This is a genomic window from Nocardia sp. NRRL S-836, assembly GCF_001279525.1.
Classification (GTDB): domain Bacteria; phylum Actinomycetota; class Actinomycetes; order Mycobacteriales; family Pseudonocardiaceae; genus Lentzea.
Genome location: NZ_LGDY01000151.1, coordinates 1 through 25,408 on the forward strand (window position 1 = coordinate 1; position 25,408 = coordinate 25,408).

The 25,408-nt window shown below is 71.6% G+C and carries 20 protein-coding genes and 1 pseudogene; 10 read left to right on the forward strand and 11 right to left on the reverse strand.

The genetic code is table 11. The annotated features are described in order from the left end of the window. A pseudogene (locus ADL03_RS47780) lies at positions 1–308 on the reverse strand (hypothetical protein); the annotation flags it as partial. Positions 309–429: 121 nt separating this feature from the next. Here ADL03_RS47780 and ADL03_RS41190 point away from each other — a divergent pair. From ADL03_RS41190 to ADL03_RS41200, 3 genes are read left to right on the forward strand one after another with little or no spacing between them, the layout of a single operon-like run. Continuing rightward, the gene (locus ADL03_RS41190; protein ID WP_157529711.1) at positions 430–1,815 is read left to right on the forward strand and encodes an aminotransferase class I/II-fold pyridoxal phosphate-dependent enzyme; all 1,386 of its coding nucleotides are present in this window, start codon (positions 430–432) and stop codon (positions 1,813–1,815) included. Then, the gene (locus ADL03_RS41195) at positions 1,812–3,464 is read left to right on the forward strand and encodes a DUF4910 domain-containing protein (protein WP_053739095.1); all 1,653 of its coding nucleotides are present in this window, start codon (positions 1,812–1,814) and stop codon (positions 3,462–3,464) included. Before ADL03_RS41190 ends, ADL03_RS41195 begins: the two co-directional genes overlap by 4 nt. After that, a complete protein-coding gene (locus ADL03_RS41200; RefSeq protein ID WP_053739096.1) occupies positions 3,464–4,648 on the forward strand; it encodes an MFS transporter in 1,185 nt (394 codons plus the stop codon). The genes ADL03_RS41195 and ADL03_RS41200 overlap by 1 nt, the downstream gene beginning before the upstream one ends. Here ADL03_RS41200 and ADL03_RS41205 read toward each other — a convergent pair. Next, positions 4,627–5,604 carry a hypothetical protein gene (locus tag ADL03_RS41205; protein WP_157529713.1) on the reverse strand — a complete coding sequence of 326 codons (978 nt, stop codon included), beginning with the start codon at positions 5,602–5,604 and terminating at the stop codon, positions 4,627–4,629. The two genes, ADL03_RS41200 and ADL03_RS41205, sit on opposite strands and share 22 nt — an antisense overlap. 115 nt (positions 5,605–5,719) lie before the next feature. Between ADL03_RS41205 and ADL03_RS41210 the strand changes: the two genes are divergently transcribed. After that, a complete protein-coding gene (locus ADL03_RS41210; protein ID WP_053739098.1) occupies positions 5,720–6,604 on the forward strand; it encodes a Ppx/GppA phosphatase family protein in 885 nt (294 codons plus the stop codon). Here ADL03_RS41210 and ADL03_RS41215 read toward each other — a convergent pair. From ADL03_RS41215 to ADL03_RS41225, 3 genes are all read right to left on the reverse strand, one after another. Then, complete coding sequence (locus ADL03_RS41215; protein ID WP_053739099.1) at positions 6,601–6,954, reverse strand: STAS domain-containing protein; 354 nt, start codon at positions 6,952–6,954, stop codon at positions 6,601–6,603. The genes ADL03_RS41210 and ADL03_RS41215 overlap by 4 nt on opposite strands. Before the next feature lie 194 nt (positions 6,955–7,148). Then, positions 7,149–7,358: a DUF6480 family protein gene (locus ADL03_RS41220; RefSeq protein WP_053739100.1), complete on the reverse strand. Its 210-nt coding sequence runs from the start codon at positions 7,356–7,358 to the stop codon at positions 7,149–7,151. A 20-nt stretch (positions 7,359–7,378) separates the two neighbouring features. Beyond that, a complete protein-coding gene (locus ADL03_RS41225; RefSeq protein WP_157529714.1) occupies positions 7,379–7,774 on the reverse strand; it encodes an ATP-binding protein in 396 nt (131 codons plus the stop codon). Between the two features lie 95 nt (positions 7,775–7,869). Here ADL03_RS41225 and ADL03_RS41230 point away from each other — a divergent pair, with 95 nt between their 5' ends. After that, positions 7,870–8,238 (forward strand): STAS domain-containing protein, encoded by a 369-nt coding sequence (locus ADL03_RS41230; RefSeq protein ID WP_197289110.1) that lies wholly within the window; start codon positions 7,870–7,872, stop codon positions 8,236–8,238. 1,128 nt (positions 8,239–9,366) lie between these two features. Here the strand turns inward: ADL03_RS41230 and ADL03_RS41235 are convergent. Further along, complete coding sequence (locus tag ADL03_RS41235; protein ID WP_053739103.1) at positions 9,367–13,515, reverse strand: HAMP domain-containing protein; 4,149 nt, start codon at positions 13,513–13,515, stop codon at positions 9,367–9,369. 137 nt (positions 13,516–13,652) lie between these two features. Between ADL03_RS41235 and ADL03_RS41240 the strand changes: the two genes are divergently transcribed. Further along, positions 13,653–15,038 (forward strand): PP2C family protein-serine/threonine phosphatase, encoded by a 1,386-nt coding sequence (locus ADL03_RS41240; RefSeq protein WP_053739104.1) that lies wholly within the window; start codon positions 13,653–13,655, stop codon positions 15,036–15,038. Positions 15,039–15,124: 86 nt separating this feature from the next. Beyond that, positions 15,125–16,759 carry a PHP domain-containing protein gene (locus ADL03_RS41245; RefSeq protein ID WP_053739105.1) on the forward strand — a complete coding sequence of 545 codons (1,635 nt, stop codon included), beginning with the start codon at positions 15,125–15,127 and terminating at the stop codon, positions 16,757–16,759. On the opposite strand, the gene ADL03_RS41250 is transcribed toward ADL03_RS41245, so the two are convergent. Continuing rightward, the gene (locus tag ADL03_RS41250; protein ID WP_053739111.1) at positions 16,726–17,583 is read right to left on the reverse strand and encodes a helix-turn-helix transcriptional regulator; all 858 of its coding nucleotides are present in this window, start codon (positions 17,581–17,583) and stop codon (positions 16,726–16,728) included. The genes ADL03_RS41245 and ADL03_RS41250 overlap by 34 nt on opposite strands. A gap of 134 nt (positions 17,584–17,717) precedes the next feature. Here ADL03_RS41250 and ADL03_RS41255 point away from each other — a divergent pair, with 134 nt between their 5' ends. Continuing rightward, entirely contained in the window at positions 17,718–18,656 is a 939-nt protein-coding gene (locus ADL03_RS41255; RefSeq protein ID WP_053739106.1) for an SDR family oxidoreductase, read from the forward strand. A 4-nt stretch (positions 18,657–18,660) separates the two neighbouring features. On the opposite strand, the gene ADL03_RS41260 is transcribed toward ADL03_RS41255, so the two are convergent. Both ADL03_RS41260 and ADL03_RS41265 read right to left on the reverse strand, forming a co-directional pair. Then, positions 18,661–19,269 carry an alpha-ketoglutarate-dependent dioxygenase AlkB gene (locus tag ADL03_RS41260; RefSeq protein WP_053739112.1) on the reverse strand — a complete coding sequence of 203 codons (609 nt, stop codon included), beginning with the start codon at positions 19,267–19,269 and terminating at the stop codon, positions 18,661–18,663. A gap of 47 nt (positions 19,270–19,316) precedes the next feature. Further along, positions 19,317–19,856 (reverse strand): TetR/AcrR family transcriptional regulator, encoded by a 540-nt coding sequence (locus ADL03_RS41265; RefSeq protein WP_053739107.1) that lies wholly within the window; start codon positions 19,854–19,856, stop codon positions 19,317–19,319. 49 nt (positions 19,857–19,905) lie between these two features. Between ADL03_RS41265 and ADL03_RS41270 the strand changes: the two genes are divergently transcribed. Both ADL03_RS41270 and ADL03_RS41275 read left to right on the forward strand, forming a co-directional pair. Continuing rightward, the gene (locus ADL03_RS41270) at positions 19,906–21,501 is read left to right on the forward strand and encodes a long-chain fatty acid--CoA ligase (protein ID WP_053739108.1); all 1,596 of its coding nucleotides are present in this window, start codon (positions 19,906–19,908) and stop codon (positions 21,499–21,501) included. A gap of 53 nt (positions 21,502–21,554) precedes the next feature. Beyond that, positions 21,555–22,421: a hypothetical protein gene (locus ADL03_RS41275; protein WP_053739109.1), complete on the forward strand. Its 867-nt coding sequence runs from the start codon at positions 21,555–21,557 to the stop codon at positions 22,419–22,421. A 209-nt stretch (positions 22,422–22,630) separates the two neighbouring features. Here ADL03_RS41275 and ilvD read toward each other — a convergent pair whose 3' ends face one another. Together ilvD and ADL03_RS41285 are read right to left on the reverse strand one after the other, a co-directional pair. After that, positions 22,631–24,310 carry a dihydroxy-acid dehydratase gene (ilvD, locus tag ADL03_RS41280; protein ID WP_053739110.1) on the reverse strand — a complete coding sequence of 560 codons (1,680 nt, stop codon included), beginning with the start codon at positions 24,308–24,310 and terminating at the stop codon, positions 22,631–22,633. Positions 24,311–24,330: 20 nt separating this feature from the next. Continuing rightward, a partial coding sequence (locus ADL03_RS41285) for an alginate lyase family protein (protein ID WP_053739113.1) occupies positions 24,331–25,408 on the reverse strand: 1,078 nt, incomplete at its 5' end.

The window sequence follows — 25,408 nt, forward strand, 5'->3', positions numbered from 1 at the left end:
GGGGGTGGGCTGTCGGCTCCGGGGGCGTCGGCGATGGCTTCGCAGGGGGTGCCAGCGGGGGTGGGATCGTCGCCTGCGCCGTTGTCCGCGTCGGCATCGCCGGGGCGGGAGTTGTCGGGGATGGCAGCGCGGGGACTGGACGCGTCGGCGTCGACGGCGTCGGAACCGGAGTCGTCGTCGCCGAGACCGGAGTTGTTGGCGTTGACGCCGTCGGGCCGCGAGCCGTCGTTGGGCTCGTCGGCCCTGGCCTCCTCCCCACCGGCTTCGTCGTCGCCGGCCTCGTCGTCGGTGGACCCGTCGGCGTGCACGTTCCCCTGGGCCTCCTCGATGCCGGCTTCGTCGGCGCCGGTCTCGCCGACCTCGCCTACGCCAGGCTCGTCGCCGACCTCATCGGCGCCGAAACTGTCGGTGCTGCCTGAGACGATGGGAGTGGGGGCCGAAACGCCCCCTGGGGGCCTGCCAGACGGGATCGATCCAGCACGTGCGGCTCCCGGCTTCGACGCCGTGGTGTGCGTGCAGGCGTTCGGCTGGGGCAGTGACGCGGACCAGCTGCGGTTGCTGCGGCGCGTGCGGTCGGTGCTCAAGCCCGGCGGGGTGCTGGTGCTCGACCACTCCAACGCCACGGCGATCCTGCGCGACTACCGGTCGCACGCGGAAGCCGAGGTCGACGGGCACACGTTCACCTTCGAGCGCCGCTACGACCCGCTCACCGGGCGCAGCGGGGGAGAGGTGCGCGTGCAACGGCCTGATGGGTCGGCGTGTGTGTTGCGCGATGACGTCCGGCTGTACCACCCGGCGGAGGTGGCGTCGCTGCTCGAACGTGCCGGGTTCGTCGTGGCGCGGGTCGACGCGGACTTCACGCCGGGGGCGCCGGTCACGGCGGACACGCGGTACGTCCAGTTCGTCGCCACCACGCGGGTGTCGGCGCTGGAGGGGCACCGCGGGGCCGCCGAGGGGGTGGACCTGCGGTGGGCGCCGGACGAGGTGGAGTTCGTGCGGCCCGCGATCGAGCGGGCCTGGGCGTCGTTGGCCGACGTGCCGGAGACGGCTCGGCGGTACGACGTGGCCGATCCGTACGGGGCGAAGGCGGCTCCGGTGCTGCAGCGGTACTTCGGGATGTTCCTGGAGCCCGAGCAGGTCACGTGCGGTGCGGGTGCGACGGGGTTGCTCAGGTCGCTGGCGGCGCTCGCGGTCGACGGGTTCACCTGCACCGGCCACCCGGAGTTCGCGCTGGCCGCGGCCGAGCTCGGGGCGCCGCGGGGCGGGGCGGTCGTGGTCGTGGACCGGCCGGGGGTGTCCGGCGAGGTCATGGGGCTGGACGAGATCAGGGAGCTCGAGGCCGACGTCGTCATCGTCGACGAGACGTGTGCCGCCTACCTGGAGCCGCACGACAGCGCGGTCCGGTTGTTGCCGCACCGGCGTGGGCTCGTCGTCGTCAGGAGCATGTCCAAGGGGTACTGCTGCGGCGGGTTGCGGGTCGGGTTCGCGTTGGCGTCGAAGGACATCGCCCGGCGGGTGCGTGAGGTCGCCGCGCCGCTCGCCGTGTCGGCGCTGTCACTGGACCTCAGCCTTGCGCTGCTGGGGCAGGGGGACGTGCTGCGGCCGTTGCGGGAGCGGATCAGGGCGGTGAAGCCGTCGTTCGTGGACCTGCTGCCCGAGGTGGCACCGGGCGACCCGCGGGTGCCGTGGGTGCGGGTGCCGGCGTCGGTGGAGGGGTGGCTGGCGGAGCGCGGGTTGCGGGGCAAGGCGCTCCCGGACGGGATCAGGCTGTCGGTGCCGTTGTCGGAGCGGCGGCGCAGGGCGGTGCTCGGGTGAGGCTCCAGCAGCTGGTGGACAGGTGCTACGGCGCGTTCGACGCCGAGGCGGCCATGGGGCACGTGAAGGCGTTGTGCGAGTTCGACCGCTACCAGGTGTCGGCGGGGCTGCAGGCGGCGGCGGAGTACGTGGCGGACCGGGTGCCGTTGCGGGACGTCGAGATCCGCCAGCACCACCCGGAGGGCCGCTGGTGGACGTTCCGCGGGCCGCCCTCGTGGACACCGGTGTCGGCGTCGTTGAGCGTCGGCGGGACCGACCTCGTGAGCTACCCGGAGCAGCCCTACGCCCTGGGGGCGTACTCGGCGGCCTGTGCGGGGCGCACGGTGCCCGTCAGCGCGGAAGCACTGCCGGGGGCGCTCGTGCTGGCCCCCGAGCTGTCGCCGCACGAGCTGGCCGCCAGAGGGGTGTTCGGCTTCGTCACGCGCGCCGGGCGGGTCGAGCTGCCGCCGCACAGCCCGCTGGTGGCGTTCTGCGTGGACGAACAGCAGCTCGCCGTCCTGCGGCAGGCCGCGCAGGCACGGGTCTCGGTGGAGCTGGGGGAGCCGGTGCGGATGCCGGTGGTGACCGGCGTGCTGCCCGGCACCGGGCCGGAGCTGCTGCTGACCGCGCACCTGTGCCACCCGCGGCCCAGCGCCAACGACAACGCCTCCGGCGTGGCGGCGTTGATGGCTGTCGCGTCCCTGCTGCGCGACACCGCCGGTGCGCCCGTGCGGTTCGTGTGGGGGCCGGAGTTCGTGGGCACGGCGGCGTACCTGCAGCAGGCGCCGGTTCCGGCCGTCGCGGTCAACGTCGACATGGCGGGCGAGGACCAGGCGTTGTGCGGCGGCCCGCTGGTGATCGAGCGATCACCGGACGAGAAACCCTCGTACGTCACGGCGCTGGCGGAACGGGTCGCGGCGCTCATGCCGGGAACGCGGTCCTACAGCGGTGCCGTGCCGTGCGACGTGTGGGCGTGGCGGTCGGTACCGCACGTCGGTGCCTCGGACCACGCGCTGGTGCCGTGCCCCAGCGTCGGCCTCAACCACTGGCCCGACCGGTTCAACCACACCAGGTTCGACACCTTCGACAAGGTGTCCGCCGAGGAGCTCCGCCGGACCACCACGCTCGCGGCATCGGTGATCGGTGCCATTCGGGTTGATGATGGCTCGCTCAAGGCGGACATCGCCGACGCGACGTCGGCGTGGGCGGCGGCCTACCTCGCGGGCGGGCTGCCCGGTGCGGCGCCGCGGCGGCAGCTGGAGTGGGACGAGCCGGTGTACGACCCGTGGGCCACGACGGCGGCGGCCCGGCGGCTCGCGCACCGCAGGGCCGTGGCGCAGGCGACGGTGGCCTCGCTGCGGCAGCCGCAGCAGCCGGTGGAACGGCACAGCGGCGGCATGGTGGCGTTCTGGGACGGGCCGTTCAACCTGCGCGCGCTCGCGCAGGACTGCTCGGAGAACGACCGCGCGTGGCTGGACGCGCGCATCGCCGAGGACCGCGGCGGTGCTTATGCGCGGATGTCGGCGCTGGCCAGGGGGATCGACGGACGGCGGTCGCGGTACTCGGTGGGGTGGTGGGCGGCGCTAGCCTCGGAGCTGACGGTTCCGGTCGCGTTCGCGCAGCGGTTCCTCGACGTGCTGTGCGCCGCGGGATGGGCGGGGGAAGCCTGATGTGGCGCAAGGTGCTGCGGGACCGGCGGTTGCGGGTGCTGTTCGTCGGGCAGGTGCTGAACATGTTCGGCAACACCGCGCTCGTCATCGCGCTGGGGATCTGGGTGCTGGAGCTCACCGGGTCCAGCGGCGCGGCCGGGGTGATCTTCTTCCTGGTCGCGGTGCCGACGCTGTGCGCGCCGTTCATCGGGTTGCTGGTGGACCGGTTCCCGCGCCGCACGGTGCTGATCTGGGCGGACCTCGGCGCGTGCGTGCTGGTGAGCCTGCTGGTGTTCTGGCCGTCGGTGTGGCTGATCTACGTCGTCACGCTCGGGTACGGGGTGTCGGCGCAGGTCTACCGGGCGGCCCGCGGCGGGCTGGTGCACTCGATGGTGACCGCGGACGAGCTGGGTGACGTCAACTCGGTGTTCGGCGCGCTCAACCAGGGGCTGCGGATCGTGGGACCGCTGGCGGGGGCGGGGGTGTTCGCGGCGTTCGGCGGCTCGGCGGTGGCGGCGCTGGACGCCGTGACGTACCTGGCGTCGATCGTGTCGCTGCTGATGCTGCGCGGGGTTCCTGACCTGACCAGGACGGCGGAGCGGGAACCGGTCGGGCCGGCGCTGCTGGCCGGGGTGCGGCACATCCTCGCCACGACGGCGTTGCGGCAGATGGTCGTCGCGGGCGCGGTGGCGTTCACCGGCGCCGGGATGATCAACGTGGCGGTGTTCGACCTCGTGACGACCGGGCTGGGCAGGGCACCGGAGTTCCTCGGCGTGCTGGGCTCGGTGCAGGGCGCCGGCGCGGTGCTCGGGTCGTTCGTGGTCGGCGGGCTGATGCGGCGGCGCGGCGAGTTCGTGACCGCGGCCACCGGTTTCCTGCTGAACGGCGCGGGGCTGGGGCTCGCGGCCACCGCGACGCTGCCCGCCGTGTGCGCGGGCGCGGTGCTGATCGGCCTGGGGCTGCCGATGATCCTGGTCGCCGCGGTCACCCTGGTGCAGCGCAGGACGCCCAACGAGGTGCAGGGACGGGCCATCGCGGCGTCCGAGGCGATGGTGGACCTGCCGTACACGGTGGCGATCGGCGTCGCCACCGTGGTCATCAGCGCGGTCGGGTACTTCGCGATCTACGTGGTGCAGGCGGCGGTGTTCCTCGCCGTCGGGCTCGTGGTGCTGCGCATCCGCGATCAGGCCCGCCAGACGGCGTAGGGCACGTCGAGCTCCTCAGCGCTCACACCGCCGTGCTCGAACCGCGCGGACGGATCCGGTACCGGGAACGCCGCCGAGGCCGCCACGGCCACCACAGGACCCGCTTCCGGCTGCGGCAGGCCGAGGTCGGACGCGTGGTGCACGGTTGCGGCGGCACCCAGCGCCGCCGCCACCCGGTCGAACACGGCCTCCAGCCGGTCCGGCTTCGGGTAGAGCCAGCGCACCCGGCCCGCGCCGCCGGACGGGATCACGCACTCCTCGCGCACGATCGCGTCCCACGCCTCGACCAGGCCCGGATCGGCCGCCACGGGCACCTGGCCGTGGTCGGAGTGCGCCACAACGGTCCAACCCTGTGCGGCCCAACGGGAAGCGTGTGCGTCCAGACGCAGCATCGCCTCGTGCACCGACTCGTCGTACCCGTGCCGGTGCACGTGGTCGTCGATGTTGACGTAGGTCCACAGGAAGCTGTGGTCGGCTGACACCTTGTCGAGATCCGCCACCACGTTCGCGACGAGCAGCGGCGGGTCCTCGGCCTGGGCGGTGAGTTTGTGCTGTGCCGGAGCGGGTATCCGGTTGCACCCGCGCAGCAGCGCCTGGGCCCAGGTGCCGTTCAGCAGGTCGATCTCGCGCGCCAGGACGGTGGCGCCGTGCCGTTCCAGCACGGTCGGCAGCACCGGGATCCGCGGCGAGCCGGTGATGGCGTGGACCAGACCGGATCCGTTGCGGTACACCATTCCCGGTACCCGGTGCACGTCGGCGGGGACGCCTGTCAGCGCCGTCAGCCAGGCCGTCGCCGAGGTCGAGGGCATCGTGGAGGTGAGTGTGGAGATCTCGGCTTCGAGCCAGGTTTGCTTGGCCACGTCCGATGAGAGCCCGTCCACGGCGAGGACGATGACGCCTCTGTTCGCGTCGCGTAGCGCGTCCTCGAGCCGGGAAGGCACCTCTGCCAATGACATCGGGGCACTGTAACGCACTTCATCGGGTGACTTTGACCTGGTTGGGCGCTGAAAACTCGGGGAATCCGGTCCGATGGGGTAAAGAGGTACTTTACGAGTCGAGGGAAGGTGGGCGATGACGGTCGGGGTTCTGGACGTCGGGTGCTTCAGTGCACACCTGGTGATCGTGGAACGTGACCTGATGCGCCCGCTGGTGTCCCACAAGGTCCGGCTGCGGCTGGACCGCGAGCTGTCCGCCGACGGCGCCATCAGCGAGGCGGGCATCGAGTCGCTGTGTACCGCTGTGCGGGCCGCCCGCAAGGCCGCGGGGGATGCGCCGTTCCTGCCGTTCGCCACGTCGTGCGTGCGCGACTCCGCGAACGCCGACGAGGTGATGCGCACCGTGTCGCGCCGCACCGGCGTGGAGCTGAAAGTGTTGTCGGGCAAGGAAGAAGCGCGCCTGTCGTACGCGGCGGCACGGCACTGGTTCGGCTGGGGCGCCGGACCGCTGGTGGTGCTCGACGTCGGCGGCGGCACGGTCGAGCTCGCGGCCGGCGACGGCGCCGAACCCGAGCACGCGGTCTCGTTGCCTTTGGGGGCAAGGACTTTGACCCGCTCCGGGCTGACCGTGACCGGCATGCGGGAAGAGGTGCGCGAGCGCATCGAGGCGGTGTTCCCGCGCTACGACGGCGCCCGCGCTGTCGGATGTTCCAAGGTGTTCCAGCAACTCGCGCGGCTGGCCGGCGACCGGCGTTCGGCCTCCTACGCCACGCGGCAGCTGCGGGCCAAGGACCTGGAGAAGTGGATCCCCCGGCTGGCCAGGTTGTCGGTGCGGGAACGTGCCGCTCTGCCGGGAATCTCCCGGCACCGCGCGCGGCAGTCACTGGCAGGGGCGGTGGTGGCCGAGGCGCTGATGCGCGCCACCGGGCACGACGTCGTGGACATCTCGCCTTGGTCCACCAAGGAAGGCTTGCTGTTGAACCTGGTCGAACGGTCCCGCAGGGTCGCTTCCGCGGCCTAGCGGGTGTTCGCCAGCGCTGTCACGGCGTTGTCGACGCTGCCGAAGATGAGCAGCAACTGGTCGACCGCGGTCATCTGCAGCGGCCGCAACACGATCCTGCTGTCGCTGACCACACCGAAGCGGACACCGAGCTCGTCGGCCGTGTTCTGGGTCTCCACGAGCGTGCGGATGCCACCGGATCCGAAGAAGCGGACTTCACGCAGATCGACGACCAGCGCGGGCGGCTTGCGGTCCAGCAGGGCGGCGAGGTTGCTGGTGACCGGGGCGGAGGACATCATGTCGATCTCGCCCGAGAGGGAGACGACCGGGATGGACTGGACGTAGGTCGTTCGCTGTTGAAGTTGTTTCATAAGGGACTCCTGTCCACACCGACCGTACGGCCTCGGCACGACACCCACAACCCGAGCCGGTTTTCCCCAGGCCAAGCCGGGTGCACGGAGGGTGACCGACCCGCGCGGCAGCAGCCGTCGCTCCGACCGCGGAAGGCGGTCAGGTCACCGGTGCGAAGGACAGGGACCACGCCGTTCGTGGTGCACCGGGTTCATCACATCAGGAACGCCCGTGTGATCAACATCGCGGCCACGAGCACCGCGAAGATGGCGATCAGGACGATCGCGATCCGCCCGAGGTGTTTCGGCGGCGTCGCTTCCTGATGGGACAGACCCGAGGTCTGCCCGGCTTCCGGAGGGGTGTCTCCCGGTTGCACCCCACCGCCGGGCTCGAGTCCCGGTGTGCGTTCTGGATCAGCGGTCATAGGGGCAGAGGTACCCGTTTTCAGCCTTCCAACTCCGCCCAGACCACTTTGCCGCCACCGTCGGGCGTGGTCCCCCACCGCACGCTGAGCGCCTGCACCAGCTGCATCCCACGCCCACGTGCACTCGACGGGTCCACCGGCCGCACCAGCGGCTGCTTCGACGACCGTTCGTGCACCTCCACCAGCATGCCGGCGGCCTTCCGCGTCACCGTGAGCGTGATGGGCCCCTCACCGTGGTCGATCCCGTTCGACACCAGCTCCGTCACCACGAGCTGCGCGTCGTCGGCCAGGTCCTCGGACAGCTTCCACGAGGCAGCGGCATCCCGGACGACCTGCCGTGCACGGGCACACGACCCTCCCTCGGGGGTCAGCGTTACCCGCACCTCAGCCAATGGGTCGTTCAGCACAGGGCGCATCGTCGCACATCCGGTGGCTCGTTCGGATCTTTCAGCCCCCCGGTGGTCGCACGCCTTGACACCGTGCTGCACGATTTGGGTCGCACGAGTCGGGCGTGGCGGAAGGAACGGCGACGATGGAGCTCAACGTCGGCAGCGATGTCCAGCGGGGATGGCGCGTGCTCGCCGTCGCCGGTGAGCTGGACATCGACACCGTGCCCGTGCTGTCCGCACGGCTCGACGCGGACGTGACCGGTAAGCACGCGGTGCTCGACCTGTCCATGCTGCAGTTCATGGACTCCACCGGGCTGGCGCTGGTGCTGGACTGGCACCGGCGGCTGGCGGAGAGCGGCGGGCAGCTGCGGATCGCGGCCGTGCAGGTGCCGGTGATGCGGCTGTTCACGCTCGCGGACGTGGTGGGGGTTTTGAGCCTGCACGAGACCGTGGACGCGGCTGTGCAAGAGGCCGTGGAGAGTGCCCGGTAGGGGCTTGGGTTTCGTCCGTGGACTGTCGCCTTGGGTGCGGGGTTGGTTTTGGCACGTTTGTCGATCACCTTGGCACCGTGGTTGCGCAGGCAGGGACGACGTTCGGGGTTCATCGCCGCTTCGCGACGATAGCGATTGGGGCTTGACTTCGAGCCTCTAGCGGGGCGATGAGTCGGCCTTCAAAGAAGAGCCCGGCCGATCCGGAACCAGGGTATCGCCCCGCCCTCAAAGTCAAGCCCCAATCGCAGGTCAAGGGCTTGATACCGCTACCCGTCAAGGGAAGGTAGATACGCCTCGCTTCGCTCGATAGGCGCGCAACTGCCTGAGGTGGGGGAGGGTTCGTCTCGCTTCGCTCGACGGGTGTGACCTTGCCTGGGGCGATACGTGCCTTGGAGCGGCGTTGACCTCGCGAAACTGTCAGACCTCGCGAAACTGTCAGACGCCGCGAAACTGTCAGACCCCGCGAGTAGGTTGGGCCGCGGGGGAGCCGGAAACGAAGGGGACCCCTGCGCAAGCGTGCAGAAAGGCGCTGTGGCGGGTGGACCACGACGCCGCCACCGGCAGCGCGCCCCGCCGCCCAGCCTCGTCGCGCCACTCCGCCACGCGACGCTGTCACCACGCCGCATCGCTGAGCGTCACGCGGCGTCACCCAGCGCCAAGCCGCGCCGCCACGCGAGGCAGGCCGCCACGCGAGGGGCGCCGCCACGCGAGGGGCGCCGCCACGCGAGGGGCGCCGCCACGCCAGCACCACACCATGCCGCGCTGCCGCGCCGCCACGCGAGCCGCGCCGCCACGTCAGGCAGGCCGTCGCGCGAGCCGTGCGAGGCACGCCGCCACCACACCATGCCGCGCTGCCAAGCGCCACGCGAGCCACGCCGCCGCGCGAGCCGCGCGAGACACGCCGCCACCACACCATGCCGCGCTGCCAAGCGCCACGCGAGCCACGCCGCCGCGCGAGCCGCGCGAGACACGCCGCCAGGCCACAGCGCCACGCCGCCCCGCCGGGCTGCCAAGCGCCCCGCCGCCCCGCCGCCCCGCCGCGCTGCCGAGCGCCACGCCGCTGCGCGAAGCTGCTGCACCCCGACGCACCCTGCCGCGCCCCGACGCGCCACCACCGCGTCGACCGGGTCAGGCTTCCGCCGAAACTCCCAGGTAGTAGGCGATCAACCGGATCAGGTGCTCGGTGTCCACGGGCTTCGTCACGTAGTCGGTGGCGCCAGAGGCCAGGGACTTCTCCCGGTCCCCCTTCATCGCCTTCGCCGTGACAGCGATCACAGGCAGGTCGGCGTAGCGTTCCATCGCGCGGATGGCGGAGATCGTGGCGTTGCCGTCCAGTTCGGGCATCATGATGTCCATCAGGACGATGGCCACGTCGTCGTACTGTTCCAGCGCGCGCACGCCCGTGATGCCGTTGTCGGCGAAGATCGCTTCCAGGCCGTGCATTTCGAGGACGCTCGTCAGGGCGAAGACGTTGCGCAGGTCGTCGTCGACCACCAGGACCTTCTCGCCGTGGAAGCGCATCGAGTCCGATGTGGTCAGGGAAGGGGCCGGGGCCACGATCGGGGCGGGTTCCGGCAGAACGATGGTGTCGCCGGCGACCTTGCCCAGCGGGAGGCAGAGGGTGAAGGTCGAGCCGATGCCGGGTTCGGAGCGGACGCGCAGGGCGCCGTTCAGGAGTTGGGACAGTTCGCGGCTGATCGAGAGGCCCAGGCCGGTGCCGCCGTACTTGCGGCTGGTGGTGCCGTCGGCCTGTTGGAAGGCCTCGAAGATGACGGCCAGTTTTTCCGCCGGGATGCCGATGCCCGTGTCGTGCACGTCGAACGCCACGGTGGAGGGGTCGTCCATGCGCACGTGCAGGCGGATGCCGCCGTCGTGGGTGAACTTCACGGCGTTGGAGAGCAGGTTGCGCAGGATCTGCTGGAGGCGGTGCTCGTCGGTGCGCAGGGTTTCGGGGACGTTCGGGTCGACGCGGACGGAGAACTCCAGGTTCTTCTCCGCGGTCAGCGGCAGGCACAGCGTCTCGACGTAGCGGACCAGCTCTTCGAGGCGGACGCGGTCCTCGTGCACGGTCATGTGGCCCGCCTCGACCTTGGTGAGGTCGAGGATGTCGTTGATCAGCTGCAGCAGGTCCGAGCCGGAGGAGTGGATCGTGCGGGCGAACTCGACCTGCTTGGGGTTGAGGTTGCCGTCGAGGTTGTCGGCGAGCAGCTTGGCGAGGATCAGCAGCGAGTTCAGCGGGGTGCGCAGCTCGTGGGACATGTTCGCCATGAACTCGGACTTGTACTTCGAGGCGGTCTGCAGCTGGCGGGCGCGGTCCTCCAGCTCCTCGGAACCGGCGCGCAGCTCGGTGGTCAGGCGCTGCGACTCGACCAGCAGGGCGTCGGTGCGGGAGTTGGCGAGCATCGTGTTCACGTTGACGCCGATGTTCTCCTTCAGCTGGTCCAGCAGGTCCAGGTGGACGTCGGTGAACTCGTTCAGCGAGGCCAGCTCGATCACGCCCAGGGTCTCGCCCTGGAAGAGCACCGGCAGGATCACGAGGTTCACCGGCGCCGACTCGCCCAGGGCGGACGACACGGTCAGGTAGCCGGGCGGGACCTCGGTGACCAGGATCGTCTTCTTCTCGAACGCCGACTGGCCGACCAGCGACTCGCCCATCTCCACGCGGGTCGCGCGCGCCGTGTCCAGGCGGAAGCCGTAGGAGGCGGTCAGCTCCAGGGTCTGCTTGCTGTCGTCGTCCTCCTGGATCTGGTAGAACGCGCCCTGGTGCGCGCTGACCAGCGGCGTCAGCTCGCTCATGATCAACGAGGCCAGCGCGCGCAGGTCGCGGTGGCCCTGCATCAGGCCGGACAGGCGGGCCAGGTTGGTCTTGAGCCAGTACTGCTCGCGGTTCGCGCGGGTGGTCTCCTTCAGGTTCGCGATCATCTGGTTGACGTTGTCCTTGAGCTCGGCCAGCTCGCCGGACGCGTCGACGGTGATCTGCCTGGTCAGGTCGCCCGCGGTCACGGCGGTGGCGACGGCGGCGATGGCGCGGACCTGGGTGGTGAGGTTCGAGGCGAGCTGGTTCACGTTGTCGGTCAGCTTCGACCACGTGCCGGCCACGCCGTCGACCTCGGCCTGGCCGCCGAGCTTGCCCTCGGTGCCGACCTCGCGGGCGACGCGCGTGACCTCGTCGGCGAACGACGACAGCTGGTCGACCATCGTGTTGATGGTGGTCTTCAGCTCCAGGATCTCGCCGCGCGCGGAGACGTCGATCTTCTTCGACAGGTCGCCCTGGGCCACGGCGGTGGTGACCTGGGCGATGTTGCGGACCTGGTTGGTCAGGTTGTCCGCCATGAAGTTCACCGAGTCAGTGAGGTCCTTCCACGTGCCCGCCACGCCGGACACGCGCGCCTGGCCGCCGAGGATGCCCTCGGTGCCGACCTCGCGGGCGACGCGGGTGACCTCGTCGCCGAACGCGCGCAGCGTGTCGACCATGCCGTTCAGCGTCTCGGCGAGGGCCGCGACCTCGCCCTTCGCCTCGACGGTGATCTTCTTCGACAGGTCGCCGGTCGCGACGGCGGTGGCGACGGCGGCGATGTTGCGGACCTGGTTGGTGAGGTTGTCCGCCATCAGGTTGACGTTGTCGGTCAGGTCCTTCCACGTGCCGGCCACGCCCTGCACGCGGGCCTGGCCGCCCAGGCGGCCGTCGGTGCCGACCTCGCGGGCGACGCGGGTGACCTCCTCCGCGAACGACGATAGCTGGTCGACCATCGTGTTCAGCGTGGACTTGAGCTCGAGGATCTCGCCGCGGGCGTCGACGGTGATCTTCTGCGACAGGTCGCCGTTGGCCACCGCCGTCGCGACCTGGGCGATGTTGCGGACCTGGTTGGTGAGGTTGTTCGCCATCGAGTTGACGTTGTCGGTCAGGTCGCGCCACGTGCCGGCCACGCCGGGGACCTGCGCCTGGCCGCCCAGCCGGCCCTCGGTGCCGACCTCGCGTGCGACGCGGGTGACCTCGTCGGCGAAGGAGGAGAGCTGGTCGACCATGGTGTTGATGGTCGACTTGAGCTCCAGGATCTCGCCGCGGGCGTCGACGGTGATCTTCTGGGTCAGGTCGCCGCGCGCGACGGCGGTCGTGACCTGGGCGATGTTGCGGACCTGGGTGGTCAGGTTGTTCGCCATGACGTTCACCGACTCGGTGAGGTCGCGCCACGTGCCGGCGACGCCGGGGACCTGCGCCTGGCCGCCCAGCCGGCCGTCCGAGCCCACCTCGCGGGCGACGCGGGTGACCTCGTCGGCGAACGACGACAGCTGGTCGACCATCGTGTTGATGGTCGACTTGAGCTCCAGGATCTCGCCGCGGGCGTCGACGGTGATCTTCTGCGTCAGGTCGCCCTGCGCCACCGCGGTCGTGACCTGGGCGATGTTGCGGACCTGGGTCGTCAGGTTGTCCGCCATGAAGTTCACGTTGTCGGTCAGGTCGCGCCACGTGCCCGCGACGCCCGGCACCTTCGCCTGGCCGCCGAGCTTGCCGTCCGTGCCGACCTCGCGGGCGACGCGGGTGACCTCGTCGGCGAACGACGACAGCTGGTCGACCATCGTGTTCAGCGTGTTCTTGAGCTCCAGCATCTCGCCGGAGACGTCGACCGTGATCTTCTGGGTCAGGTCGCCGTTGGCCACCGCGGTCGCGACGCTGGCGATGTTGCGGACCTGGTTGGTCAGGTTGTTCGCCATCGAGTTGACGTTGTCGGTCAGGTCGCGCCACGTGCCGGCCACGCCGGGCACCTTCGCCTGGCCGCCCAGCCGGCCGTCCGTGCCGACCTCGCGGGCCACGCGGGTGACCTCGTCGGCGAACGACGACAGCTGGTCCACCAGCCCGTTCACCGTCGACCCGAGCGTGGCGAACTCACCGCGCAGCGTCTGGTCGGACATGCGCTTGGTCAGGTCGCCCTCGGCCACGGCGGCGAGCACGCGGCTCAGCTCGGTCGTCGGCCGCATCAGGTCTTCCACCAGGCCGTTCACCGAGTCGGCGATCAACGCCCAGCCGCCGGCGGTGCCCGCGGGCGCCACCCGTTCGGTGAGCCTGCCCTCCTGGCCCACGGCCTGCCGGACCCGGCCCAGCTCACCGGCCAGCCACTGGTTGCGGTCCGCGATCTCGTTGAACACGTCCGCGAGCGCCGACACCGGCCCGTTGCCCGGCACCACGAGCCTGCGGCGGAAGTTGCCGTCCCGCAGGTCCCTCATCGCCGAGAGAACCCGTTCGAGGGTCGCGTCCGTCTCTTCGTTGGCCGTGGTCACTCCAAGCCTCCGTGCCTCGGTGGTCGCAGCCAAGCCTGCCACGTTAGGTTGGGAGCGAGGTAACTTGATGCCGCGACGCACGCCAACGACCCGCAGGAGGCCGTGATGACCCGGCCGTCTGCGCGGGGTACGAGCGGATGAGCAGCACCGTGGGAATCGACCTGGACGGCTGGCAGCGCCTGGTGGACGGGCTGCGCGAGGCCGTTCTCGTCGTCGACCCCGCAGGAACCGTCCGGGTGCGCAACGCCGCTGCCGCCGAGCGGTTCCCCCGGCTGCTGCTCGGCGAGCACTTCGACGTGCACGTCGCGGGCCGGCAGCTGGACCTCGGCGACGGCTGGAGCGCCTGGTACTTCACGGACTCCGCGCTCGACCACGCCCACCTGCGGCTCGCCGGCGGCACGTCGCGCGAGTCGACGCTCAAGACCATCGTGCAGCTCGCGGCGGAGCTTCTGGGCGAGCACTGCGTGGCCGTCGTGCCCGCGACGCGCGACCGGCTGGAGTGGTGGCGGTGCGGCGGCGGCGAGCCCACGGTCGCGCGCACGCCGCGCAGGGCGTCGGTGCTGACCGAGGTGCTGACGGGCACCTCGACGATGACCAAGATCACCTCATTGGGTGACGGCAGCTGGGGCGTCGACGAGGACTTCGGCACCGGTCTGGCCGTTCCGCTCGGGGTCGGCGGGGCGCTGGTCGTCGTCCGACAGGGTGATTTCACGCCGAACGACATCGAGCGCGTGCGGCTGTTCGGCAAGCACGCGGCCGTGGCGCTGGAGTCGGCGTCGAAGCTGACCGAGCAGCAGCGGATGATCGAGGTGCTGCGCTCGGCGTTGCTGCCGCTGCCGTTGCCGGAGCTGCGCGGCGTCTCGCTGGCGTCGGTCTACCTGCCCGCGCACCAGCGCGCGAAGGTCGGCGGCGACTTCTACGACGTGCACCCGCGCACGGACGGCTCGGCGACGTTCGCGCTCGGCGACGTCTGCGGCCACGGCCTGGAGGCGGCGGTCCACAGTGGACGTGTGCGGCAGTCGCTGCAGGCGCTGTCCCTGGTCGAGACGAACCCGGTGCGGTTGCTGCACCTGCTCAACACCTCGTTGCGCGCCACCGGTTCCAAGCTCTTCACCACGATCGTCGTCGGCGAGCTGGTGCCGCTCGCGACCGGGGGAGTGCGGTTGTCGCTCGCGTCCGGCGGTCACCCGTCGCCGCTGGTGCTGCGCGCGGACGGCACGGTGCAGGAGATCAGCGCGCCGGGCGCGATCGTCGGCATTCTGGCCGACGTCCGGTTCACCGGCGAGCAGGTGACGCTGGCGCCGGGCGACACGTTGCTGCTCTACAGCGACGGCTTCACCGAGGCGCGGGCGCACACCAACCGCACGGAGCTGTTCGGCGAGCAGCGGCTCAGGACCGTGCTGAGGGAGTGCAAGGGGCTGCCGGCGGAGGAGATCGCGCGGCACTGCGAGGAAGCGGTGCTGAGGTGGCTCGACCACGACGACCACGACGACCTGGCGCTGCTGGCCGTGCAAGCGGTGTGACGACCGGCCGCGGGAACGACCTTCCCGAGCCAAGGGTTCACCGGCCGTTCACCGGCCAGGAAAGCTTGACCGGTTGAGATCGGCGCATGTCCCCCACGCACGATCACCCGCACGGTGATCACACGCACCACCACCACGAGGTCGAGCCGGTCGAGGGCAGCTGGCTCGACCCCGCGGACGACCGGCCGTCGTCGGTCGAACGCCGCAGGTTCCTGGCCGGTCTGGGCATCGCCGCGGGCGCCGTCGGTGCCGCTGCCGCCGCCGGCACGGGCACGGCGGAGGCGCACGTGCCGGTCAACCCGTGGGGCGGCGGTGAGCGCTGGTACGCCGGCGACCACCACATCCACACGCAGTACTCCGACGACGGCCAGTACACGATCGAGCAGCAGGTCGGGAAGGCGCGCGAGTTCGGCCTCGACTGGGTCGTGATCACCGACCACGGCGGCCCCGCGCACCAGAAGCTCTCGATCGACCAGGTCACCCCGGACATCGAGCGCGCCCGCCGCTCCCAGCGCGACGTGCTGGTCTACCAGGGGCTGGAGTGGAACATCCCCGGCGCCGAGCACGCCACGGTGTTCCTGCCGCCGGGCAAGCACACCGTCGACATCCTCAAGGCCTTCGAGCTGTCCTACGACGGCCGCATCGCGGGCAACGCCGAGCCGCACGCCCTGGCCGCGCTGCGGTACCTGGAGGCGCAGGTCCTCTCCGGACGGACCGAGATCGCGCTGATGTTCGCGAACCACCCGTCGCGGCGCGGTGTGGACAGCCCGCACGAGCTGCGCGGCTGGCGCGACGCGGCACCCGGTGTCGCGGTCGGCATGGAGGGCGCGCCCGGTCACCAGGCCGCCGGCATCCCGAGGTCCGCGGGCGGGCCCGGTCGTGCGCGGGGCTACTACGACACGGCCGCGCCGCTGCCGGAGTCGTTCCCCGGCTACCCGGCGGAGTCCTACCGCACCCACGGCGGGTTCGACTGGATGACCGCGAAGGTCGGCGGTCTGTGGGACTCGATGCTCGCCGAGGGCCGGCCGTGGTGGATCACCGCGAACTCCGACGTGCACCAGGTGTTCGGCGACACGCTCACGCCGGGCAAGCAGGACCACGCCACCACCGGCTCGAAGGGCGCGCCGATCGACTCGGGCGTCAGGCAGACCGGCTACGGCGACTTCTTCCCCGGCCAGTACGGCGCGAACGTCGTCGGCGCCCGGTCCAGGTCCTACGTGGACGTCATGCGCGGCCTGCAGTCCGGCAAGGTGCTGACCGTGCACGGCCGGCTGGTCGACGGCCTGGAGCTGCGCGTGCGGTCGCGCGACGACCTGCGCGGCGTGACGCTGGGCGGCCGGACGTTCGTGCGCCGCGGCGGTGACGTCGAGGTGACGATCGAGGTCGACCGCGCGGACGGCCCGAACTCCTCCGGTGCCGTGCCGGTGCTCGCCAAGGTCGACCTGATCGCCGGGCCGGTGACCGGTCCGTCGGCCGACCGCGACGTGTTCGTGGCGCCGGAGACGGCCGTGGTGAAGACGTTCGAGGTGCCGCGCAAGGGCAAGATCCGGTTCACGTACACCTTCAAGGCCGTCGAGCGGTCGTTCTACCTGCGGTTGCGCGGCAGCGACGGCAAGCGGCTCACCTCCGCCGGTGACCCGGTGGTGGACGAGGTCGCGAACTCCGACCCGTGGAACGACCTGTGGTTCTACGCCAACCCGGTGTTCGTCGACGTCATCTGAGCACCGACCACCGCCAGCAGCCGCAGCTTCTCGTGGCTCTCGCTGCCCGGCGTGGCGGTGTAGACCAGCAGGTGGTGGGCCTGGAAGGGGTCGAGCAGCGTCTGGCAGTGCAGCTCCAGCGGGCCCACGCCGGGGTGGACGTAGCGCTTGACCTCCTTCGGGCGGAGGCCGATCTCGTGGGCGTCCCACACGGCCCGGAACTCCGCGCTGCGCGCGAGGAGCAGGTCGGTGTAGTGCGCGGCACGGGAACCGGGGCCGTGCCGGGTGAGCGCCTCGCGCAGACCCGAGGCGAACATCCGGCCGAGGAACCCGTGCTCGGCGGGGTCGTACAGCGCGCGGGACGCCGGGTCGGTGAACCAGCGGTAACCGAGGCTGCGCGCCGGACCGGTGTACCGGGTCGCGTCACCGGTGAGCGCGACACCGAGTGGCGTCTGGCGCAGGGTCTCGCCGAGCTCGGTGACGATCTCGGCAGGGGTGTCCTGCAACCGGTCGAAGATGCGGGCGAGGCCGGGGCTGACGTGCTCGCTGAGCGCACCGCGCGCGGGCGGGCTGTGCCCGGCGAGCCGGAACAGGTGGTCGCGTTCGTCGAGCGACAGGTGCAGGCCCTGGGCGATCGCCGCGATCATCTGCTCGGACGGGTGGGGGCCGCGTTCCTGCTCCAGCCGCGCGTAGTAGTCGGCGGACATGGAGCACCGCGCGGCGACCTCCTCGCGGCGCAGGCCGGACGTGCGCCGCCGGGGCCCGCGTGGCAGGCCGATGTCCTCCGGCTGGAGCGCTTCCCTGCGGCGGCGCAGGAACGCCGCCAGGCCGGCCCGGTCGATCACCACGGCGGTCCTCCCTCGTGTCGTCCTCCTTTGTAGTGCCCGCCCGCCGCCGTAGCCACGGACTGACAGGTCCTGGATGCGCTCCGGCCGTCCGGCCACTGTGGAGGGCGACACCACGAGCAGGGGAGTGCGCCATGGCGCGGAAGACGTTCGACATCGAGGTTCCCGACCTGTCCGGCAGGCGGGCCGTGGTCACCGGCGCGAGCGACGGCGTCGGCCTCGGCATCGCGGGCCGGCTCGCCGCGGCCGGCGCGGAGGTCGTCATGCCGGTCCGCAACGAGCGCAAGGGCGAGGCGGCGGTCGCGGCGATCCGCGGGCGGGTGCCCGGCGCGGACGTGAGCCTGCGCGCGCTCGACCTCTCCTCGCTGCGGTCGGTCGCCGCGCTGGGGGAGACGCTGCTGGCGGAGGACCGGCCGATCCACGTGCTGGTCAACAACGCGGGCGTGATGACCCCGCCCGACCGCCAGACCACGGCGGACGGCTTCGAGCTGCAGTTCGGCACCAACCACCTGGGCCACTTCGCGCTCGTCGGCCACCTGCTGCCGTTGCTGAGGGCCGGTCGCGCCCGCGTGACCTCGCAGCTCAGCATCGCCGCCAACCAGAACGCCATCAACTGGGACGACCTCAACTGGGAACGCTCGTACAACGGCGGCAAGGCCTACAGCCAGTCGAAGATCGCCCTCGGCCTGTTCGGGCTGGAGCTCGCCCGGCGCAGCGAGGAGGGCGGCTGGGGCATCACGAGCAACCTCGCCCACCCCGGCATCGCGCCCACGAACCTGCTCGCCGCCCGCCCGGAGATCGCCCGCGACACCGACACGCTGGGCGTCCGGGTCATCCGCGCGCTGTCCGCACGCGGCATCGTCGTCGGCACCGTCGAGACGGCGCCGCTCCCGGCCGTGCTCGCCGCGACCACGCCCCGTGCGGGCACGTTCTACGGTCCGAGCGGATTCGGCCACCTCGGCGGCCCGCCCGCCGAGCAGGCCCTGTACAGCCGCCTGCGCAACGCCGAGGAGGCCCGGCGCGTGTGGCGGATGTCGGAGGAGCTGGTCGAGCGGGCGTTCGCACGCGGCTGAGCCGCTACCGCACCCCGTGCGGGCGGAACTGGACGCTGATCCGCGGTCCGACGACCTTCGCGGTCTTCGGGATGGCGTGCTCCCACGTCCGCTGACAGGAGCCGCCCATGACGAGCAGGTCGCCGTGACCGAGCGCGTACTTGTGCGTCTCACCGCCGCCGCGTGGCCGCAGCAGCAGTGCGCGCGGCGTGCCGACGGACAGGATCGCGACCATCGTGTCGTCGGTGGCGCCACGGCCGATGGTGTCGCCGTGCCACGCCACGCTGTCACGGCCGTCGCGGTAGTAGCAGAGACCGGCGGTGGTGAACGGCTCGTGCAGCTCGGGCCGGTAGTGGCTGCTCAGCGCGTCGCGGGCGGCGGTGAGCACGTCCAGCGGCAGGGCGCCCGAGTAGAAGCACAGCAGGCGTGGCACGTCGACCACGGCGTCGTACATCTGGCGGCGTTCGGCCCGCCACGGCACGTTCTCGACCAGCTGGTCGAACACCGCGTCGGCGCCGGAGAGCCAGCCGGGCTGCACGTCGATCCAGGCGCCGTGGCCGAGCTCGGTGCGGCGCGGGGCGAGCGGGGCCAGGACCGGCTCCGCTTCCAGGTCGAAGAGTGAACCCTGGCGCATGTCCGGCAGCATAATCGAACACGTGTTCTAGGGCTAAAGGGACCGGTTCAGGGCCGCAGGACCGCGCAGACGGCGTCCGCGATGTGCTCGCGGGCCTCGTCCAGGCTGAACGTGCCGAGCAGGAACCGGCGCACCGACTCGTGGGCCGGCCCCATCACGACCGGTTCGAGCGCCCACGGCGGCACGGCGCGCAGCTCGCCCGCGGTCATCCGGTCCAGGAACCACATCAGCACGGGCTGGAACACCGCCAGCTTGGCCGCCGGGTCGGCGTGGTCGGGCGCGGCGTAGAGGAACCGGGCACGGCTGGGGTTCGCGGCGACCCAGTCGAGGTAGCGCAGCGTCAGGTCGCGGACGGCCTGCGCGGCGGGCCGGTCGTCGAGCGCGGGCGTCATGGCGGCCACGCAGCGGCTGTAGGAGTCGGCGTAGAGCTGCGCGAACACGCCCGCGCGGCTGCCGAAGTGGTGGTAGATGCTGCCGTTCGACATGCCCGAGCGCTCGGTCAGCGCCGCGATCGTCACGGCGTCGAGGCCGCCTTCCTCGACGAGCCGCAGCGCCGCGTCGAGGAGAGACTGTCGTCGGTCAGCCATGCGCGTTAGAGTACCGCTCTGGAGCGACGCTCCAGAGAAGGGGAGAGCAATGGCGCTGTCGATTCCCGACCTCCTGCGCGAGCGGGTCGCCCGCACGCCCGACGCCGAGGCGATGCGGTACCGCTCCGGCGGTGGCTGGGCCTCGCTGACGTGGGCCGAGCTGCAGGAACGTGTCGCGCGCGAGGCGTTCGGGCTGCGGTCGCTGGGCCTGCGGCGCGGTGACCGGGTGGCGCTCATGGGTCGCACCAGCATCGACTGGATCGTCACCGACCTCGCCGTGCTGGCCGCTGGTGGCGCCACGACGACGATCTACCCGAACAGCACGGCCGCCGAGGTCGCGCACGTCGTCGGCGACTCCGGCAGCCGGATCGCGGTCGTCGAGACCGACGAGCACGCGGCGCTGATGCCCGACGTCGAGGTGCTGCGGTTCGGCGCGGTGCCCCAGGCGGACGGCGACTACGCGGCGTTGATCGGCGAGCTGGGGCCGGAGGACCTCGCGACCCTGATCTACACCTCCGGCACGACCGGCACGCCGAAGGGCGTCGAGCTCACCCACGACAACTGGCTGACCACCGCGGAAGCGATCGCGTCGCTGGGCATCCTGCGCGAGGACGACCTGCACTTCCTGTGGCTGCCGCTGTCGCACGCGTTCGGCAAGGTGCTGACCATGGCGATGATCGCCGTGGGCGCCGCCACCGCGGTCGACGGCTCGGTCGAGCGGATCGTGGACAACCTCGGCGAGCTGAAGCCCACGATCGTCGCCGCCGCCCCGCGCATCTTCGAGAAGATCCACGGCCGGATCGTCGCGGGCGCGCGCGAGAAGGGCGGCTTGACGGAGGCGGTCTTCCGCTGGGCCGACCGCGACCACGGCCCGGCGACGCGCTGGCTCGCCGACCGGCTGGTGTACCGCAAGCTGCGCGAGCGGGTCGGCGGCCGGATCCGGTACTTCGTCTCGGGCTCCGCGCCGCTGGCGGGGGAGATCGCGGAGTTCTTCTCCCGCGCGGGCATCATGATCCTGGAGGGCTACGGGCTCACCGAGTCGTCCGCGGCGACGTTCTTCAACCGCCCCGGCATGATCAAGATCGGCACGGTCGGCCCGCCGATCCCCGGCATGGAGGTCAAGATCGCCGACGACGGCGAGGTGCTGCTGCGCGGCCCCGGCGTCATGCGCGGCTACCACAACCGCCCGGACGCCACTGCCGAGACACTCGTCAACGGCTGGCTGCACACCGGTGACATCGGCGAGCTCGACGACGCGGGCCGGTTGAAGATCACCGACCGCAAGAAGGAGCTGATCAAGACCTCGGGCGGCAAGTACGTGGCGCCCGCGCCGATCGAGAGCCTGCTCAAGGCCGCGTCGCCCTACATCAGCAACGTGATCGTGCACGGCGACCGGCGCAAGTACTGCGTGGCGCTGGTGACGCTGGACCCGGACACGCGGGCGGGGCTCGCCGACGCCGAGGCCGAGGTCGGTCGCGCGGTGGCGGCGGTCAACGCGCAGCTGGCGCGGCACGAGACGATCAAGCGGTTCGCGGTGCTGGAGGAGGACCTCAGCGTCGAGGACGGGTTGCTGACCGCGTCGCTGAAGCCGCGGCGGCGGGAGATCGAGAAGCGCTACGCGTCCGTTCTGGACGGTCTGTACTAGGCCTTCGCGGAACCCGTTGGACAGGGGTCCGATGATGTTCCGGGGAGGCTGCCGTGGTGGTGTTCGAGTGCGTGGCGTGCGGTGCCGCGCTGACCGTGCCGGTGGCGCGGGTCGACTTCCCCGACCACGCGCACCACTCGGTGGGCAACGGCGTGCGCGGCATGCCGGACCTGGTCGGCCCCGGCACGTACGCCGCGCGGCCGGGCGAGATCGCCGTCGCGCCGGGTGACGTGCGGGGCGTGTCCTGGATCCCCGGCCGGCTGGAGGGTGACTGCTGCGGCGTGACCGGCCGCGACGGCCCCAACCTCGCCTGCGCGTGCGGCCGGGAGGTCGCGACGCGGGTCAGCGACTGCTCGCTGTGGTCGGTGGTGTGGCTGGAACCCGCTGCCGTGCGTGCGGCGGGCCGCCCGGAACCGGTGACCGACTGGGCGGAGCTCGACTGGCGGAGCCCGCTGCCGGCCGAGGGCGACGAGTGGTGGCACGACCGGATGGGCATCGCCGCGGGCGTGGCGCTCGCCGGTGTGCTGGCGTGCGCGGGGGAAACGCACGTGGTCGCCGCCGCCGGACCGGTGGCGGACACGTTCGGGCGCCTGCTGGACGCCTGGCTGCCGCCTGTGGCGCCGGTGCGGACCCTCGCCGTCGCCGGACCTGGACTGGCCGCGGCGGCTGATGTGCTGTTGGTGCCACGGCATCCGCACACCGGCGAGGTCTGGCCGGTGGACGGCACCGTCGTGCCGATCGGCGCCGAGCTGTGGCGCTGGCTCGCCCGCGACGGCGAACAGCCGGTGATCCCGCCGACCGGTGGCCGCTGGGAGCGCTTCCTGCGCGACGACCCGCTGCCCAGGCGGCCGGAGCAGGTCACCGTGAACCTCTCGGTGGCACACCGCGTGCTGCGGTTCGGGGACGTGCGGCTCAGCTGAGGTGCCGCACGCCCCCGAACCGTGGCCCCAACGGTTCAGCGACTCGGTGCACGGCACCCACCCCCTCCGCTCGGTCACGGCAGAGCGGAGGGGGTGGGTGCGCACAGCCGTCGCACCGCCGGTTGGCATGGTCGATGGGTCAGGTGCGGCTCGGGGTCAGTCACCCGGTTCGGCCTGTCCCACGGATCGGCCCGGTCACACGGCTCGGGTCAGTCGCACACGGCGCCGCGGGAGGCGGAGCCGACGAGCTTCGCGTACTTGGCGAGCACGCCGCGCTGGTAGCGGGGCGGCAGCGGGGCCCAGCCGTCCCTGCGGCTGTCCAGGTCCGCGTCGACGTCGAGCGTGCCCTCGGCGACGTTGAGCGTGATCCGGTCGCCGTCGCGGACGAACGCGATCGGCCCGCCGTCGACCGCCTCGGGTGCCACGTGCCCGACGCACAGCCCGGTGGTGCCACCGGAGAAGCGGCCGTCGGTGAGCAGCAGGACGTCCTTGCCCAGGCCCGCGCCCTTGATCGCCGCGGTGATCGCCAGCATCTCGCGCATGCCCGGCCCGCCCTTGGGGCCCTCGTAGCGGATCACCACGACGTCGCCGGCGGTGATCGTGCCGTCCTCCAGGGCGTCCATGGCGGCGCGTTCGCGGTCGAAGACCCTGGCGGTGCCGGTGAAGACGTCCGAGTCGAAGCCGGCCGACTTGACCACGGCGCCGTCCGGGGCGAGCGAGCCCTTGAGGATCGTGATGCCGCCGGTGCGGTGGATCGGCTTGTCCATGGCGCGCAGGACGTTGCCGTCCGGGTCGGGCGGGGCGATGTCCGCGAGGTTCTCCGCGACGGTCCGGCCGGTGACCGTGAGGCAGTCGCCGTGCAGCAGGCCCGCGTCCAGCAGCGCCTTCATGACCACGGGCACGCCGCCGATGCGGTCGACGTCGGTCATCACGTGCCGGCCGAACGGCTTCACGTCCGCCAGGTGCGGCACCCTGGCGCTGATCCGGGTGAAGTCGTCGAGGGTGAGCTCGACCTCGGCCTCGTGCGCGATGGCGAGCAGGTGCAGCACCGCGTTGGTCGAGCCGCCGAACGCCATCACGACGGCGATCGCGTTCTCGAACGCCTCACGCGTCATGATCTGCCGTGCGGTGATGCCCTTGCGGAGCATCTCCACCACCGCCTGACCGGACCTGCGCGCGTAGCCGTCACGGCGCCGGTCGGTGGCGGGCGGCGCGGCACTGCCCGGCAGCGACATGCCGAGCGCTTCCGCCGCGCTGGCCATGGTGTTCGCCGTGTACATGCCACCGCACGCGCCCTCGCCGGGGCAGATGGCGCGCTCGATGCGGTCGACGTCCTCACGGCTCATCAGACCGCGCGCACACGCGCCGACAGCCTCGAACGCGTCGATGATGGTGACCTCGCGCTCGCTGCCGTCGGTCAGCGTGACCCGGCCGGGCAGGATCGACCCCGCGTAGAGGAACACGCTGGCCAGGTCCAGCCGTGCGGCCGCCATCAGCATGCCCGGCAACGACTTGTCGCACCCCGCGAGCAGCAACGACCCGTCCAGCCGCTCCGCCTGCATGACCGTCTCGACGCTGTCCGCGATCACCTCCCGCGACACCAGCGAGAAGTGCATGCCCTCGTGGCCCATCGAGATGCCGTCCGACACCGAGATCGTGCCGAACTCCAGCGGGTACCCGCCCGCCGCGTGCACGCCGTCCTTGCCCGCCTTCGCGAGCCGGTCCAGCGGGAGGTTGCACGGCGTGATCTCGTTCCACGACGAGGCCACACCGATCTGTGGCTTCTCCCAGTCCTCGTCACCCATGCCGACGGCCCGGAGCATCCCGCGCGCGGCGGTGCGCTCCAGGCCGTCGGTGACCTCGCGGCTGCGTGGCTTCACGTCTGTCATGCCACGCACGTTAGTGCTTGTCAGGCCGGGTTCGCCGCATGGGTGAGCGTCTCCCAGGCGGTGAACAGGTTGTCCGTCCCCTGTGGACGCTGCCCCTCGGTGTAGCGCTGGGTGTTCGTCATCCCGATCCCGAGCCGGGTGTTGAGCGCGTTGAACGACACCTCGCTGGTCGGCCCGAGGTGCCGGTTGAGCGTGCCACCGCACAACCAGCTGGGCATCGGCTCACCGTTCTGGTACCTCGTGTGCAGCCCCCACGCGTGCCGCATGCGTTCCCGGATCTCACCCCAGACGTCCTGCCCCTGGTGCCGGGCCGTCTCCGCGAAGTGCGCGGCGGCCGAGAGCCCGTAGGCGGTGTGGGTGAAGTCGCGGCACGTCTCCTGCGTGAGCCCGTCGACGAACGTGGACTGGCCGTGCCAGTAGGAGACGATCTCGTCCCTGGTGTCGACGGAACTGCCCGGTCGCGTCTTCGGCAACGCCCCGTCGCTGCTGAGGTAGATGAACGCCGGGATGCGCACGCGGAAGATGTCGACCGCCCGGTCGTAGACGGCCCGGTCCTCCAGGAACACGGCGATGCCCAGCGTCGCCTCCATCATGCTGAGCTCCCAGTTGCCGGCGGTGTTGACCCGGCCGTTCTGGATCAGGGGCAGGTAGACGTCACGCAGCATGGTGGCGAACCGGCCGCTGTTCGGCCAGTTGCCGTGGACGTGCTTGATGATCTCCGCGGCCTTCGGCCAGGAGCTGGCGCTCCACGCCGTCTGCAGCGGTGCGTTCGAGTTCGTGTGGTCGCGGATCGTGGCGGACCAGGCGTCCATGAGCTGGATCGCCTTCTGCGCGTACCTGTCGTCACGGGTGATGTACCAGGCGAGTGCCGTCGTGTAGGCCGCGATCGCGTCCTCGCGCTCGTCGGTGCACCCGTAGTTCGGGTTGGAGTAGGAGCCGCACTCCACCACGGCGCGTGGCTTCGGGGTGCGGGACAGGTCGGCGTACTTGCTCGCCATCATGCGGTCGTAGGCGAGTTTCCACGGTTGGGCGCCGGACTGGACCTTGGTGCGGATGAAGTCGAGTTGAGGGCGGGAGACCACGACGCCGGGGTGGGTG